At 46.2% G+C, this 18,346-nt stretch carries 2 protein-coding genes; both read left to right on the forward strand.

Features of this window, described 5'->3' with window-relative positions; genetic code table 11:
* Positions 1 to 5 precede the first annotated feature (5 nt).
* The gene (locus tag MHI11_RS02045; RefSeq protein WP_340960303.1) at positions 6 to 10,136 is read left to right on the forward strand and encodes a non-ribosomal peptide synthetase; all 10,131 of its coding nucleotides are present in this window, start codon (positions 6 to 8) and stop codon (positions 10,134 to 10,136) included.
* A gap of 13 nt (positions 10,137 to 10,149) precedes the next feature.
* Positions 10,150 to 18,345: an amino acid adenylation domain-containing protein gene (locus tag MHI11_RS02050; RefSeq protein WP_340960304.1), complete on the forward strand. Its 8,196-nt coding sequence runs from the start codon at positions 10,150 to 10,152 to the stop codon at positions 18,343 to 18,345.
* The last annotated feature ends 1 nt before the right edge of the window (position 18,346 follow it).

The following is an 18,346-nucleotide window of genomic DNA, read 5'->3' on the forward strand; positions in this document are numbered from 1 at the left end:
CTCATATGAAACCATCAATCATTAATCAATCGAATGTACATGAATCAATGGATACGATTTTACAAGATGTACAGAATACCATTTTACAAACCAACGAAATCGAACGCTTCGCTGTTTTTTCTCGTGAAAAAACCATTCGACCTCGGCCATATCACCTCTCTCATTTATTTCTAGACCATCACATGGAGCAGGAGGCCGCAGTTGAATGGATACAAACGCAAATGGCTTCACCTGCTTTAGCGGACATGCCCCCAGCCATTTCCTATGGAGGGGATATAGATGTTCGTGCAGGAGCTCAAACCTTGCAGGACGCTCTAACTGAGGCAGCCAAAACAACAAATGGGCTGACTTATATCATCAATAGTGAAAACGAGCTCACGCAATCCTACGCGCAGTTAAAGGAGGATGCCGAGCGGGTGTTGACGGGTTTAAGGGCACTAGGGCTTGAGCCAGGAGATCCTGTGTTCTTTCAATTTTCATCGAATCATGCGATGGTCACGGCCTTTTGGGCATGTGTATTAGGCGGATTTGTCCCAACACTTGTATCAGCAGCCCCGACCTATCGGGAAATGAACGCCTCAGTGAAGAAGCTTCATCACGCTTGGAACCTGCTGGAGCATCCGCTCATTCTCACAGATGACTCGCTGATTGATGAGGTGCAAGGATTAGCTTTACTGTGGCATACAGATCAATTACGTGTTGCAGCCGTTGAACCAATGCTTACTTTAGAAAGAGATCTAGAAGCACACCCAGTCACGCCCGATGATTCCGTCTTTTTTATCTTAACGTCTGGAAGTACAGGGATGCCCAAATGCGTAGAGCATTCTCATAGAAGTGTGCTGGCAAATGTCAAAGGAACAGTGGCAGCCAATGGGTTTACACAAGAAGATGTCTCATTAGACTGGATGCCATTAGATCATATTGGCGGCATTGTCATGTTCCATCTTGTCAATGTGTACACAGGCTGTGAGCAAATTCGAGCAAGAACAGATGACTTCATCGCTCAGCCGCTGTGCTGGCTTGACTGGATGGACCGCTATCGTGCAACGAAGACATGGGCACCTAACTTCGCATTTGCGATGATCAATGATTATGAGAAAGAAATCTCTTCAGGGTCTTGGGATCTTTCTGCTATGACTTGTATGATCAATGGGGCAGAAGCGGTCGTACCGAAGACGATCCACCGGTTTTTACACCTGCTCGCTCCGCACGGCTTAAAAGGAGACGTCATCAGACCGGCATTCGGCATGTCAGAAATCTCATCAGCTGTTGTTTTCTCTTTTGCGATTGAGCGGGGAGATGAAAACAGCGGGGTGCTGACCTTTGAAGAAACATCGCTGACAGAGCAGCTAAGACCAGCGAAGGCACGCGAGACAGGAACCGTCAGCTTTACAGAGCTCGGGAAACCGATTCCGGGTATCACGATTCGTATCGTCAACCATGAGCATGAGCTTCTTCCCGAAGATCATATTGGCAGCGTGCAAATCAAAGGGCCGACGACAATGAAGGGCTATTACAAGAATGACGAAGCGAATCAAGAGGTATTTCAAACAGAAGGCTGGTTCCACACGGGTGATTTAGGATTTCTGCATGAAGGAAGGCTGACATTAACCGGTAGAGAAAAAGACATGATCATCATCAACGGGAAAAATTATCACAACTATGAAATTGAAGCCATGGCAGAAGAAGTACCCGGCGTAGAAACAAGCTTTGTGGCAGCTTGCTCCGTTCGGATGGAGGCATCTGCATCCGATGAACTGATTCTCTTTTTTACACCGAAGCTGTATGAGCCTGCTTATATCATGAGGGCTAGCCAGCATATCAAAACCCATATTGCAACAAAAATGGGTCTTTATGCATCAAGGATTATTCCGGTCCAGAAGCATGCCTTTCCGAAAACAAGCTCTGGAAAAATAGAAAGGGCACAGCTCAAGACAAGGTGGCAGGAAGGTGAATTCGACGAAATCATCAAGGAACTGGACATCAGACTTGAAAATGAACACACCTTGCCTGATTGGAGTTATCAAAAGAAGTGGACACCCGCTCCGCTTCATGAAACCGAAAAGCAAACAGCAGGGGACATGGTGATCTTTGCAGATGAGTTAGGGCTTGCAGATCAATTGAAATTCCTCTCAAACCATGAACAAACCTATATCACGGTTGAGCCGGGTCAAGCATTCACACAACTCACACCCACTCACTTCATCATCCACCCGAATCGGCCGTCAGACTACGAACAACTCTTTGAGGCGCTCCGTTCGTATGGCGTTTCGGTGAAACAAATCATTCACCTTTGGAACTACACAAACAAAAAAGACACATTACAAGCGGAAATAGCGAAGGAAGCACAGAAAGCTGGCAGCATGAGTGCATTGTATGTAACAAAAGCGATCGCCGCCTATGAGGAACCTGTAGAGATGACCTTTGTCTCCGCTCATGCGATGAATTTGCCAGAAGACAAAGTACATCATGTGGAAAAAGCAACAACAGCGGGATTGATGACAGCTGTTCAGCATGAATGGCCGTTTATCAAGGTGCGATGTCTTGATTTTTCTCTAACAGAATCGGTTGGTCATTCTCATGTATCGGCGATCATGACAGAGCTCATACATGGCACAAGTCATCATGTCGCTGCTTATCGCGAAGGTGTTCGTTATATTCCTCTTATAGCGCCGCTTCATCTGGAAAGGGAACAAAAGAGGAAAAAACCGCCATTTGAATCATCGGGGCTTTACGTGATGACAGGCGGGCTTGGCGGAATAGGACGGATGCTAAGTGAGCATCTTCTAACATCCTATCAAGCGCATCTTGTGCTGCTTGGAAGAAAGGCACGAGAAGCTTTATCTGCGGAGCAGCAAGACGTATTGACCTCACTTGAGAAACAAGCGGAAAAACGCGGCGGCACTGTTCATTATGAAGAAGTGGACTTGACGGACGCAAAAGGTATTGAAGCGCTCATCTCAAGACAAGAGGTGGCTCGGGGCAAAAGGCTGCATGGCGTGATTCATTTCGCTGGCATCATTCAAGAAGAGCTGCTTGCTGACATGACGTCTGTGTCCTTACATGCGATGTACGAAGCAAAGGTATATGGCACGATTGCGCTTCATGAAGCGGCTTCTAAACGGGAGAACGTCTTATTTCTTTCTAGCTCATCAGCACGAACGTTAAAGGGCGGGATGACCGTAGGCGCTTATTGCGCTGCCAATGAGTTCGTTGAACAATTCGCTCATTATCAGAGGCTGACATCTACCGTGAAGCCGTACTGCTTTAGCTTTAGCATGTGGGATGAGATCGGCATGAGCGAGGGTTCGATGATCAAAGGCATCTTAAAAGAAAGAGGCTATCTTCCGATTCCGAAGCGGGCGGGCTTGCAGACGATGCTGGCATGTTTGATGACAGATGCACCTCTCATTTATATGGGATTAGATCGGTCGAAGCAGGACATTCAAGAGATGCTTCATGCGGAGAGCCGAACAGAGAAAGCCGTGTATGTCTTTTACAAAACCGACAAAACAAAAGCCATTGAAGAACGGCTGTATCAGTCCATTTATACGTGTTTGCAGACTCATCTATCTGGTGAATATTCCGTCCATCTATTTCCTGAGGAATACTGGAAAGAATCAGAGGATGGCATGCCGGATGAAGCGCATTTCAAAGCACTCATTGAGGAAAGTGGCCAGGAAGCCGAGGACAGAGCGCCTCAAACGGAGACGGAGAAACTGTTGGCAAGCATTTGGTCCGAGTTGCTTGATGTCTCAAATGTCAGCTGTGGTGATCATTTCTTTCTACTCGGGGGTCATTCGCTCAAGGCAACGCAAATGCTGTCTGCGGTGAGACAAAGAATGGGATTTGACGTGCCGCTCGCTGTTCTTTTTGAGCATACGAGACTTGGGGAATTAGCGGCATGGATCGATTCGCATGCAAAAGTGGATGAAGCGGTACAGGTGCGGAAAATGGCAAAGGGTCAGGAGATTCCGATGTCTTATGCCCAGCAAAGACAGTGGTTTCTCTATCAATTACAGCCTGATCTGCCTTTTTACAATAATACAATTTCCTTTCGGATGAATGGCCCTTTAGATGTGAAGGTGCTTCAGCGCAGTCTTCAGCAAATGGTGCAAAGGCATGAGTCGCTTAGAACTTCCTTTACCATGAGCGGCGATGAACCGGTGCAGATCATCCATGAGCATATGACCCTTCCAGAGCTTGAAGTGGTGGATCTATCAGATCTGACGTCACAGGAAGAAAAAGAACAAAAAGCGGCTGAATGGGCAAAAAGTGAGGCGAGCACACCTTTTCACTTAGAGCGTGATCCGCTCTTTCGGGTAAAACTGATTCGTCTGTCGGAAACAGATCATTTGCTGCTAATGTCCATTCACCACATTGTGTCAGATGGCTGGTCGGTTGGGATTGCCGCAAGAGAGCTGTCTGAATGGTATACAGCGATGATTGACCGCCGAGAACCTGATCTTTCACCACTGCCGATTCAATATGCGGATTACACCCTATGGCAGAAGGAGTATTTGACTGGAGAGACGCTGCAAAAGCAGGTTTCCTATTGGAAGGAGCAATTTGCAGTCCCTGTAGAAGATTTGGTTTTGCCGTATGACTACCCGCGGCCAGCCGTTCAATCCTACAAGGGAAAAACGAAAAAATACCACCTGTCGAAGTCGCTTTCAGAGCAGTTGGCTGAGCTTTCTAAAAAAACAGATAGTACCCTTTATATGACGCTACTGACCGCTTTTTCTACATTGCTTCACCGTTTGTCTTCACAGGATGAGTTTGTGATTGGGTCAGTCATTGCTGGGAGAAATCGGACGGAGATGGAGCAGCTCATCGGATTTTTCGTCAATACGCTGGCACTTCGGATCGATCATAGCGGGAATCCTGCTTTCACTGACCTATTAGAACGGGTGAAAAAAACAACAATGGGCGCCTATGCGCATCAGGATGTGCCGTTTGAAATGGTCGTAGATGAGCTGAATATTGTACGTGAGGCTGGCAGACAGCCGCTGTTTCAGGTCATGTTCGTTTTGCAAAATCTGCCGCTTGAGGCTTCTCCGATGGGAGAGGCGACATCTGTTTTAGCCATTGAAGATAACAATACCGCCAAATTCGATCTATCTCTGTTTGTTTTTGAAGGAGCGGAGGGTCTTCAATTAAAACTGGAGTATGATGTGGACTTATTTTCTGACGATACGATGGACCGGTTCCTTCGATACTACGAGCATCTGCTTGAGCGTATTTGTGAAAATCCAGCACAGCCGATTAGACAAATGAATTACCTGCCAGAAAAAGAGAAGCATCAGCTGCTCTATGAATGGAGCGGCAAAACAGATCAGCCAGCAGGCCCGCTTCTCATCACGGACCGGTTTGAAGCCCAGGTGAGAAAGTCACCCGATGCCATCGCTCTCGAATTCGGGGAAGAGCAGTGGACGTATCGTGTGTTACAAGAGAAAGTCGACCGGCTTGCGGCTTCTCTGCAGCAGCGAGGTGTCACACCGCATGAACCAGTAGGGCTGCTCATCGATAGGTCGCCTGAAATGATTCTTGGGGTGCTGGCGATTGTGAAAGCAGGAGGCGCCTATGTGCCAATTGATCCTGAATATCCAGATGCACGCATTGATTATATGCTGAGGGATACAGGTATTCAGCTGTTACTGACAAAAAATAAATGGCTGAAAAAAGTGTCCATCAGTCAAACCGAACTCATTTGTCTTGATGAGGGATATGAAGAATTTTTATCAGAAGCAGAACTCATACCTGCTGCCTTAAAACCTGATGGACTCGCTTATATCAATTACACTTCAGGATCAACTGGACAGCCAAAAGGGGTATTGATCCCGCATCAAGCAGTCATCAGGCTTGTCTGTGAAACAGATTATGTCACCCTTGATGAACATACGCGTATTTTACAAATCGCCAGCTTCTCCTTTGATGCCTTTACGTATGAAATATGGGGAGCTCTTCTAAACGGGGGAAGACTGATTCTCACCGATCGAAATACGGTTTTATCAATGGATACACTGGCTGACACGCTGACATCATACAAGATCACAACAGGATTTCTGACAGTGCCGCTGTTCAACCGATTGACAGAGGAACATCCAGAAGCTTTATCTGGATTCGATGCATTATTGGTTGGTGGTGATGCGCTCTCAGCTGCTCATATTCGTAAGGCACTACCGTATTTACCTGAAGGGCTTTTAAACGGCTATGGACCAACTGAAAACACGACGTTCTCTTGTGTGCATCACATTCACTCATTAGACGAAGGGCAGACGACCGTCCCTATCGGTCAGCCAATTGCTTATTCACAATCCTATGTATTAGATGACCAGTTGCAGCCGGTTCCGCAAGGTGTCATTGGAGAGATTTATGTTGGGGGAACAGGGCTGGCACTAGGTTACCTTGGAGATGAAGAAAAAACATCGCAATCATTTATCCCGCATCCTTTCCATAAAGGAGAGCGTTTATATAAAACAGGTGATATGGGCCGCTGGCTCCCAAATGGCATCATCGACTGCCTTGGAAGAATCGATCATCAAGTGAAAATCCGCGGACATCGCGTCGAATGTGGAGAAATTGAAGTCGCTATGCTGAGTGTTGAAGACATCATAGAATGTGCGGTCATTCCGCATCAGCACGGGAGTGGTCATAAGCGCCTCATCGGTTACTTTGTCCAAAAAGGTGCATGGACCCAGCAAGACCTTCGCCGCAAATTAAATGATAGACTGCCAGATTATATGGTACCGAGCCTATTCATAGAGCTCGAGGAACTGCCGCTCACGCAAAACGGCAAGGTAGATCAAAAGCGTCTCCCGCCGCCAGTGTGGGGACAGGAAGAAGCAGACAAACCAACAGATCAGGCACTCAGTGAGGAAGAACGAGTGCTGGAAAAAGTGTGGACTCAGCTTCTTGGCACTCCTTCAATTGGTGTTCATGATAACTACTTTGAGCTTGGCGGAGATTCTATTATTGTCATACAAATGGTGGCACGCCTATCACAGGAAGGCTACATCATACAGCCGAGAGATGTATTTGAAAAACAGACCATTTCACAGCTGGCACGCGCTATGAAAAAAGCAGATGTATCTGTGTCTTATGATCAATCACCTGTTACAGGAGATGTTCGTCTGCTTCCAATCCAATCTTGGTTCCTTGAGCAATCGATGACAAACCAAGATTATTGGAATCTATCAGCTCATATTGAATTCAAGCAATCTATACAACCCGAGCAGTTATCACAAGTTCTTTCAAAGCTTGTCGATCATCACGATATGCTGAGAGCGATTTATACAAAAGCAGCAGACGGAACATGGATTCAAACCATTCGTGCGCCTGGCATCACCCCTTGTGTCACATTCTTTGATTTGACGAATGTTTCTCATGAGGAAGCGCTGGATCAAATCCGCTTGGAGACAAGCGCTTGTCAAGGAACACTGTCATTAGAGCGGGGAGAAGTGATCAAAGCCATTCTTTTTCAGACAAGTGATCGTACGTCTGAACTCTTTATCGCAGCCCACCATCTTGTGATGGATGGAATATCGTGGCGCATTATACAGGAAGATGTATTAAATGGTTTGAAGCAGGCTGCGGCAGGGCAGGAGATCACGCTTGCAAAGAAAACCGCTTCCTATCAGCAGTGGGCAGAGGCACTCTATGAATATGCACAAACTGATCAATTACAAGAGCAGGTTCCTTTTTGGGAAAAGATCATGAATCAAGAGGAAGAAGGTTCTCCTTTTCAACGACCTGCGCTTTTCAATATAGAAGAACATGCAGAGATCCTGACTGTTCAATTGACGAAGGATCAAACAGACATTTTACTAAGGCACGCATCACAAGCGTACCGAACAGAGGTCAACGATTTACTCCTGTCAGCACTTGCGCAAGCTGTTGGAAAGCCAATACTGATTACGTTAGAAGGGCACGGACGCGAGGATTTATTTGAACAGATGGATTTGTCACGGACAGTCGGCTGGTTTACAAGCTCTTATCCTATTTTTATTCCTTTTATTCAAACCGATGTTGAGAGACAAATTAAAGATGTCAAAGAAACCTTAAGAGCTGTGCCGCAAAAGGGCATCGGCTATGGCTTACTTCAATACATGACAGCATCTCGTTTCCTTAAAACGGCAGCGCCGCAGATGAGCTTTAATTACCTTGGACAGTTAGATCAAATAGATGGTGAGGCAAATCTGTATATAGCAGATGAGCGAAATGGACATGTACATGACCCAAAAGCAGAAAGACAGCATTTGATCGATGTGTACGGATACGTTGTCAGTGGTCAGCTTCAGATGAATTTTATGATCAATCGTGAACTGCTTCAGGAGGAAGAGGTGCGTCAGTTACCTGACCGATTTAAAGAAAAAATGGAGGACATTTTGACGCATTGTGTAGAGGCAAAAGGTGGCTTTACGCCATCTGATTTTCCAATGGTTCAGCTTACGCAAAAGCAAATAGATGAGCTTCCAGACAATGTGGTAGATGTGTATCCGTTATCTCCGATGCAGCAAGGGATGCTGTTTCATGCACTGTTAGATCAAGCATCACAGGCGTATTTTGGCCAGGTGCATATGACACTCGAAGGCTTAACGGACGGCGAAGCCTATGAAAAAGCATGGAATCTGCTTGTGGAACGTCATTCGATTTTACGGACAAGATTTGCTTGGGAGGGGCTAAAGGAGCCTGTCCAATTGATTCAATCAGAAGGAAGCATTCACCTCACTCAGCACGATGTGCGCCACCTGAGTGAAATGGATCAGAAGGAAACCATTGAGCAGTATTTACAAACCGATCGCTCAAAGGATTTTGAATTAGAAGATGCGGCTGAACCGCTCATTCGAATTGCTTTATTCCATCGTGATGAGAAAACTTGCACGTTTGTTTTTAGCTTTCATCATATTTTAATTGATGGCTGGAGCCTGTTCGGCTTGATTGAGGAATCCTTTTCAATATATCGCTCGCTTGTGGATGAACGAGAGATGAACCTTCCTGCTGTGCGTCCATATAAAGATTTTATCGAGTGGCTGCAAAAGCAGGATCAAGAGAAGGCGCAAGAGTTCTGGAAACATTATATGTCAGGAGTAGAGGAAGTCACACCACTTCCAGGAGACGGAGAGCAAGCTTCGGATGAAGGAGCAGGTATTGATCAAATTAGTATCAAACTGACGCCTGAAATGCAGGAAAAGCTGGAGAAAATGACAGGGACACAGAAGGTCACGATGAGCACACTGATTCAGGCGGCATGGGGTCTGCTCTTGCACCTTCATTCAGGCTCAGAGGATGTTGTGTTCGGTGTCACAGTATCTGGCCGGCCGGCGGACTTACCAGAGGTTGAAAGCATGACAGGTCTCTTTATTAACACCTTGCCGCTCCGTTTGCCGATCACACCAGATAGGACCATTGCCGAGCTGCTTACGCAGACGCAGGAAACGGTTTTTCACATGCGAGAATTCGAGTATACCGTACTGCCAGATATTCAGCAGATGACCCAAATTCCGAATGGAGAATCATTGTTTAACAGCATTGTCGTGTTTGAAAACTACCCGATTGAAACTGTAGAGCCGTATGGTGTACGGATCTTAGACATAGCCAGTCATGAAGAAACAAACTATGACCTGACCCTTGTGGCTGTCCCGGGAGATACGCTGGAGCTTCGGGTCACATACCGCTTCAATCAATATAAAGAAAAACAAATACAATCGCTGATGCAGCAGCTGGTCCACACACTTGAAGCCATGACAGAACAAGTGGAGACACCACTCTCTTCCTTCACGATCGTGACAAATAAAGAAAAAGAGTGGATGATCACCGATTGGGCGAAAAACGCACAAGTCAGCGTGCTGTACCCAGATCAAGAAGAGGTCTACTCAGGTGTGCATGATCCTTCGTGTGAGACAGAAATCTATGTCCTGAGCGAAGAGCATCAGCTCATGCCGGTAGGGTTTCCTGGAGATATTTTTATCGGTGCAGAGGATATCAAGGCACTTTGCGGAGAGCTTGCCGATTGGATGGAGACGCATAAAATTCCGCATCCATTCAAACATCAAACAGGCGAATACCTCTATCCGACAGGTGATGTCGGCGTTTGGACTGAAAAAAACAAGATTCAAATTTTGGATTGGGTGTAGGAGGAGAAGAACGATGTTAATGAGCAGAAGAAAAGGACATGCAGCAAATCATATCGTCAGAATCAACGGAAAACGAATCGATCTCAAAGCATTAGAACAGGTCATGATGCTGCATTTTCCGCTAAAGGAATGTGTACTCATCCCGAAGAAAAATGAAGAAGGAAGCCTCTCGCTTGTGCTATTTGCACAGGCGAAGGCCCCTTCGCTAACAAGAGAGGATCTGATGACAGGCGCGCTTCACCCTGATGAAGTGCCAGCCGCTCTCGTCTTATTGCCTTCCTTGCCAAGGGCAGAAAGTGGAGCTGTCGATACAGAAGCACTGCTTTCGATTGACATCATTGATGAAGAGAGTTTGAGAAAGATAGAAGATCGTACGAAAGCTATAGATGGAGTAGAGGAAGCGGCTGCTCTCATTGAAAGTCAGACAGAAAAACAAACGCCTTATCACCTAGATGATCTGTTTCCTAATCGGCAGCGTGTGCAAGGGAACGTATCGATCTCGAAGGATGAAGAGGGTGAAACAAAGCAAGCATCCGCTCATGAAAAGCCGCCTGCACTTGTGTATGGCGGGGATGTCATCAAAAAACCAGGCACACCTGTCACACTGACAGAGGTGTTGATTCGATCAGCCTTTATGTCACCTGACCGCGGGGTGACATATATCACAGAAGGCGGGCGCACGTTGACCCAAACCTATCCTGAGTTACTCACAAACGCAGAACGGGTTCTGTCTGGTTTAAGGAAAGCAGGGCTGACAAACGGCGATCAAGTGTTACTTCAATTGAAAGATCATCACGATTTCATCACTGTGTTTTGGGGCTGTATTCTCGGTGGCATCATTCCGACTCCAGTCTCTGTGCCGCCTGTTTATGATGAGATGAATCAAGGAGTGAACAAGCTCAAGGGCGTGTTTCAGCTGCAAAATGAACCGTTCATTATTACAAACGAAGCAAGTGCTGAGGACATTGCTGGGCTGCGTGAGACATTTGAGGCAAAAGAAATACCTATTTTAACAGTAGAAACATTGCTTGCGTGTGAACCGGATGAACAGCATTATGAGCCAGAGCCGGATGAGCCTGTTCTTCAGCTGCTCTCTTCAGGAAGTACGGGTGTGCCTAAGTGTATTCGTCACAACCATCAAAGTATTTTATCTCGAATCATCTCCTTTGAGCAGACAAATGGCTTTACGCATGAGGATGTGTCGCTTAACTGGATGCCGCTTGATCATGTAGGAGGCATTGTCATGTTTCATGTGCATGACGTCTACCTTGGCTGCCAGCAGATTAGTCCATCCATCGATCAATTTATCGAGCGGCCGATGGTGTGGCTGGATTGGGTAGAAACATACGGCGTCACAAGGACATGGGCACCGAATTTTGCTTTTGCGATGATGAATGAATATGAGGACGACATTCGCAAGGGGAGCTGGGATCTCTCCACACTGATTTATATCATGAATGCAGCCGAAGCGGTTGTGCCAAAAGTGACGCAGCGCTTCATGCATATGATGGGCCAGCACGGATTAAGCCATCATGCGATGGTGCCGGCGTACGGCATGTCTGAAACATCCTCAGCCATTGTTCAATCAAAGAAATTCATGCGGCATGGTGATCAGGATGGACAACTGACGATTGATCAGACCTCGTTAACAGGTGACATTCAATACGTGGCGCAAGATCATCCGCACAAAATGACGTTTACAGAAGTCGGTGTACCGATTCCGTCTGTATGGATTCGGATTGTAGACGAGCATCATCATGTGCTCCCAGAAGATCAGGTCGGCCGTTTGCAGGTGAAGAGTCCGACGATTATGATGGGGTATCATCAAAATGAGGAAGCCAATCAAGAGGTATTTGCGGAAAATGGCTGGTTTCACACGGGGGATTTAGGATTTATCCACGAAGGGCGTCTTGTTCTGACAGGCCGGGAAAAGGACATCATCGTCATCAACGGAGCCAACTATTTGAATTACGAAATTGAAGCAGTTGTGGAAGAGGTAGACGGGGTGGAAGTCACCTTTGCCGCTGCGTACGGCATCTACAATCCCGAATCAAGCAACGACACGCTTGCCGTCTTCTTTGTCACACAAAAGGAATCGATAGAGGAACAAATCACGATGATTCAGCAGATTAGAGAGGCCATCATTCGTAAAATTGGCATAGAGCCCGATCACATCATTCCAGTGAAAAAAGACCAATTTCCGAAAACAGAAAGTGGAAAGATCCAACGTGCTCAGTTAGGCGCGGCGCTAAAAGAAGGGGTATTCCGTGACATTGAAAGGGCACTGGATCTTGCTTCTGACAATGAACAAACACTACCAGATTGGTTTTTCAAACGCACTTGGGCAAAGGAACATATTGGTCCGTCTCAGCCTGCTGCTGATCATGTACTCGTTTTCGAGGATGAAAAAGGGCTTTACCAATCACTTTACGCCCAATTCGAACAAAGAAATCAGCCCTATGTTTCTGTGAAAAAAGGACATGAATTTTTGCGTCTGTCCAAAGGGATGTACCAGATGAACCCGAGAATCAAGGGGGATTATGTCAGGCTCGTTGCAGCTCTTGAAGCAGATGAATTAAAGACAGGGTGCATACTCCATTTGTGGAATGTGACAGACAAAGAAGCCATTGTTGAGCCTGCGCAGTTCACAGAAATGCATGCGAGGTCCAATCAATCGATTTTGTACTTGTATCAAGCGTGGAGGCAAGAGAACAAAGAGTCTGTCCGGCTTGTTGTAGTGACAAAGGGTGGTCAATATGTAAGCCCTGAAGACGATCTCCATGTGGAGAAAACGTCGCTCGTTGGCTTATTAAAAACCATCCCGCAAGAATGGGAAGGAGCAGAGGTGTCCCATATTGATATTGAAGCGGAGCAAGTGGAACAGGATGCAAAGCACATTGCTGATGAGCTGTCGGTGATTCATATAAAAGCAGAGGTGGCATACCGAAAAGGGCACAGGCTCGTACCAAAGTTGGAAAAAGTCGATGTGATGAAAGCACCTCAAACAGAAGGGTTTTTAGAATATGAAGGTCTTTATTTGCTGACCGGAGGACTCGGCGGTATTGGGTTTGAACTATCTAAGCAGATGCTTCAATTTGGCCTAAAGCTTGTATTGATTGGAAGGACTTCTTTGGAAGACAGTTTGGAAAAGAAAGAAGCGTTCTCACAGCTAAAAGACCTTGGTGACGTCATCTATGTACAAGCGGATGTGACCGATTTAGCTGATGTAGAGCGGGCGATTTACAAAGCAGAAAAACATTTTGGTCAAACCATCCGGGGTGTGCTGCATTTAGCCGGTGCTGGCAATGTGTCTGAGCATTTTCAGCATACAGATAAGTATACATTGGCGCATACGTCAGAAGAGGATTTTACAAAGGAACTGTCAGGGAAAGCGGACGGAGCGTTTGTCCTGCAGGAAGCCTTCAAGCATGACCCGGCAGTACCACTCGTCTTCTTTGGATCAGTAAATGGCTTTTTTGGCGGTACAACATTCGGGGCTTACTCTGCGGCCAACAGCTTTTTAGATGGACTTGCGCACACGCTCACCTTTCATGAAGGAAGACGGGCGATCTCTTTAAACTTTAGCATGTGGGATAATCTTGGTTTGTCTAAGGGACATACCAGCGCAGCCCTTACCGTTCGCAAGGGATTTCAATTGATTGGAAAGAAGCAAGGTCTCCATTCATTCTGTCTAGGTGCTAGGCTGAATGAAGCGCATCTATTTATCGGCCTAGACGGAGCCAATCCAGAAATCGCAGCGTATCTTCAGCCAGCGCCAATACCGACTTTTGAGAAAAAGCTTTTTTACACGGTTCAGTCTGGCAAAGAAGTGCATGTTGAAGATATGGCAGGTGGAACAAAAGGTGACTGGGATATTCAGCAAGTACAGGAAATACCGAAAAAACTAGATGGCTCTATTGATCATGAAGCCCTTAAGCTGAATCATCACAAAAATGGACAACCCCTTGAAAAACAATTGCCTGAAACGAAAACAGAGCAAATGCTTGCTGCCATATGGGAGGACATTTTAGACGTTGATCGTGTGTACAAAGAGGATCAATTCTTTGACCTTGGCGGACATTCATTAAAGGCGACTCAAACCATTTCTCGGATCAATCATGAGTTTTCAATCAAGGCGCCTTTAAAAATATTATTTGAAAGCAAGCATCTGGCACATTTGGCGCAAATGGTGGATGACATCAAAGAGGCACCGGCTGTTCAGGAAGCCAATATTCCAAAGCTGGAAAAGCGAACAAGCTATGAGCTGTCACATGCTCAGAAGCGTATTTGGTTCTTATCCACATTAGAAAAGAGCCATCATTACAATATATTAGGTGCTTGGAAGTTGACAGGACAACTGCACATTCAAGCGTTAACAAAAGCGATTGGCCTCTTGACGAAACGTCATGAAGCACTGCGTGCAACCTTTCAATCGCTTGGCGGCAAGCCGGTTCAACTGATACGTGAAGACCTTCCGCCATCCGTCACTGTTGCGAACTTCTCATTATTTAATGAAAAAACAAGAACGAGAAGACTTAAGCAACTTATTCAGCAAGAAGCGAACCGCATTTATGATTTAGAAAGAGGGCCTCTTGCGCAGTGGACGATTGTGGATATGGGCAATGAAGAATTTTATCTTCTTTGCGCGCAGCACCATATCATTTCAGATGCATGGTCGCTCAGTCTGCTCATTCAGGAGTTAGAAGTGGCATATGACGGGCTTCTTGCAGATGAAGCGCCGCAGCTCCCAGCGCTGGAAATTGAGTGGACAGATTATGTTCATTGGGAAAATGAGCAAGTAATGCATCATCAAGTAGACCAAGCCTATTGGCTCGATCATTTACAAGGTGATCTTCCGGTGTTAGAGCTGCCGTTTGACCGTCCTCGTCCGCCAGTTCAAACATTTAACGGCGCTACAGAGCAAATTGTCTTGGAAGATACGCTTATCCGCCGTTTGCAGGCTTTGTCCAAGCAGCAGGGCACAACGCTGTTTATGACGATGCTGTCGGCGTACTACGTCCTGCTTCACAAGCTGTCAGGACAGACAGATATCATCATTGGTTCGCCGATCGCAGGGCGAGGTGCCAAGCAATCAGAGAAGCTTGTTGGAATGTTTGTGAATACACTCGCGCTGAGACAGGATATCTCCACAGCAGATACGTTTGCTGATGTCATGGAAAACGTGAAGGAGATGACATTAAAAGCCTTCGAGCATCAGCGTTATCCATTTGATAAGCTTGTCGATGATCTTTCATTAGATAGAGATTTAAGTCGATCGCCTATTTTCCAAGTGGCCATGGGTTATGTAACAGATTCGCTCCATGTCAATCTCAAAGGGCTGACAAGTGAACATGTGATGGTTCATCATACAGTGTCTAAATTTGATCTCACCCTACATGTATTTGAACAGGGGGATCAGCTGTCGATCCATGTGGAATACAATACAGATTTATTTGATCAAGAGACCATTCATCGTTATATGAATTATTATCTTCATCTGCTAGATGGTATGACAGCTCAGCCTGAACGTACATTTTCTGATTATTGCTTAATGGACAAAGCGGAACAGGCTGCGATGATCATAGGGAAAAACCAAACGGCTACGCCATATCCAAAACGGACCATTCAAGAGCTGTTTGAAGAACAGGTGCAGCGTGATCCGCACCGCATTGCCTTGTCTTATTTGGAAGAGCACATGACGTATCAAGAGTTGGATGAGAAGGCAACACAGCTTGCTGCTTACTTGCAGTCAAAAGGAGTTGGACCAGGTTCACTTGTACCGATGCTTTTTGATCGTTCCTTTGACATGATTGTCTCAGTGCTAGGCATCGTCAAATCTGGTGCTGCATATGTTCCAATGTCACCAGAATATCCAGATGCGCGAATCCGCCTCATTGTTCGCGATACGCAAAGTGATGTGATCATCACTCAGTCTCATTTAATAGAGCGTCTAGTAGACTTTACAGGTACAAAGATTGAGATGGACAAGCCATTACCAGTAACAGATGCAGTGTATCAAAGAGAACAATCAATCATTGGAGAAGACCAGTTAGCCTATGTCAACTACACATCAGGCTCAACAGGTACACCAAAAGGCGTCATGCTCCCCCATGCAGGAGTTGTCCGTCTGGTTCGAGAAACAAACTATATGAAACTAGGTCCAGATGATAAGATGCTTCAGCTCTCAAACTATGCTTTTGATGCCTTTACATTTGAGTTGTGGGGAATGCTGCTGAATGGCGGTCAGCTCATTCTGATTCCGAAATATGCCGCACTGAATATGGAAGAATTATCACGGCTGATCAAAGTGCATCAAGTGACAGCCAACTGTCTGCCAACTGCTTTATTCAATCGGCTGGTGGAGCACGATCCAAAAAGTGTAGCAGGCTACCGCACATTACTCGTTGGCGGAGAAGCAATGTCTAGTGAGCATGCACGAAAGGCACTGCCGCATATGGAGGGTGTACTCATCAATGCTTACGGCCCAACAGAAAACACGACCTTAGCCACAACACATCAAGTCACGCACATGCCAGAGGGAGCAAGGTCAGTTCCGATTGGTGTCCCAGTATCGAATTCAACTGTCGTCATACTAGATGATGCGCTTAACCCAGTGCCAGCAGGCGTCAAAGGAGAAATTTATATCGGCGGCACAGGGCTCGCAAAAGGCTACCTTCATGATCCAGAGCGGACGCATGAACGGTTTATAGACAATCCATTCCCTGAACTAGGGGGAGACAGGCTATATCGTTCAGGTGATCTTGGTACATGGCGTTCAGATGGCACCATTGAATATCTCGGCCGAAAAGACAACCTCGTGAAAATTAGAGGCTACCGGATTGAATGTGGAGAAATAGAGACAGCTCTCCTCAAGCATCCACAAGTAAAAGAATGTACAGTCATCGCCAAAACGTATGGCAGCTCAAAACGGCTGGCGGCCTACCTTGTCACAGACGGAGCGAATCCTGTTCCAGGCTGGAAAGCATTTTTACAGGAAAGCCTGCCAGGCTACATGATTCCAAGTTACTTTATCGTTCTGGACGAAATGCCAGTTACAACAAACGGAAAGGTTGATCAAAAAGCACTGCCAGACCCGGCAGAAACGATCTCTCTTTCTCAAGGAGATGACAAACCAGTCACCGAAACACAGCAGTTGATTGTCACAGCTTTCAAGGACGTGCTTGGTGTCAAACAAGTAGGCATACATGACTCATTTTTTGATTTAGGCGGTGATTCAATTATGAGTATCCAAGCCGTTGCCAAATTAAAAGAACAGGGGATTCGTGTGGATCCGAAATGGATTTTCATGCATCCAGCACCGGCTCAGCTAGCCGCACATGTGGATGCAATGCCAGAGGCCGGGGAGCACGTCGAAAGGTCTCCAAAGGACTACGTGATTGAGCTGAAAAAAGGCGATCCAGCCGAGCCGAGGATTTTCTTTGCACCGCCTGCCGGTGGAACGGTAATGGGCTATATCGATGTGGCTAAGCTGATGACACATCAAGGCGCTGTGTACGCCTTGCAGTCTCCTGGCTTATATGAGGATGAAGAACCGCAATTCCTCCATTACACAGAGCTTGTGTCCATATTTGTTGAAGCCATTGAGACCTTCTATCGACCTGGTGTTGACTATCTAGCAGGGCATTCAATGGGCGGGCACCTTGCCTACGGAATGAATCAGCGGCTCTGCCATGCAGGAAAAGCGCCGAAAGGACTCATCATTTTAGATACGGTCCCGGTGTTAAGAGATGAGGCAGATCAGGCGCTCCATGCGGATATGAACGAAGAAGAAGTGAAAATGCTTGCGCTTGTCCTTGGAATGGGGAATCTCGTCGGCATTCAGCCAGAAGCATTACAAGGGCTGAGCTTCCAAGAAGTGAAGCAAAAAATACTCAAAGAGGCAGAAAAGGATGAAGTGGTTCATCAATTTATGAATGATCAGTATTTAGATAAATATTTGCAAATGCAAACGCACAATACAATCATGTCACAAGCCATTGAATTAGAAAAAGAACCATTCGGTGTGCCGTTTTATATTGTAAAAAGCAGTGATCACGCCATTGATTTCCAGAAGAAGTTCTCAGACTGGGAGGCTTATACGAAAGGACCGTGCTCGTATTATCACATCAAAGGAGACCATGTCACCATGATGAAAAGGCCGCAGGCGGATGAACTGGCACGAATTCTTCAAACGATGATAAAGGGGTAAG

The sequence above is a fragment of the Bacillus sp. FSL K6-3312 genome (assembly GCF_038007485.1).
GTDB classification, from domain to species: Bacteria; Bacillota; Bacilli; order Bacillales; family Bacillaceae; genus Bacillus; species Bacillus pumilus.

Excerpts from the sequence above, each read along its gene's own strand:
- MHI11_RS02050 (WP_340960304.1), top strand. The coding sequence starts at position 10,150 with ATGTTAATGAGCAGAAGAAAAGGACATGCAGCAAATCATATCGTCAGA.
- MHI11_RS02045 (WP_340960303.1), top strand. The coding sequence starts at position 6 with ATGAAACCATCAATCATTAATCAATCGAATGTACATGAATCAATGGAT.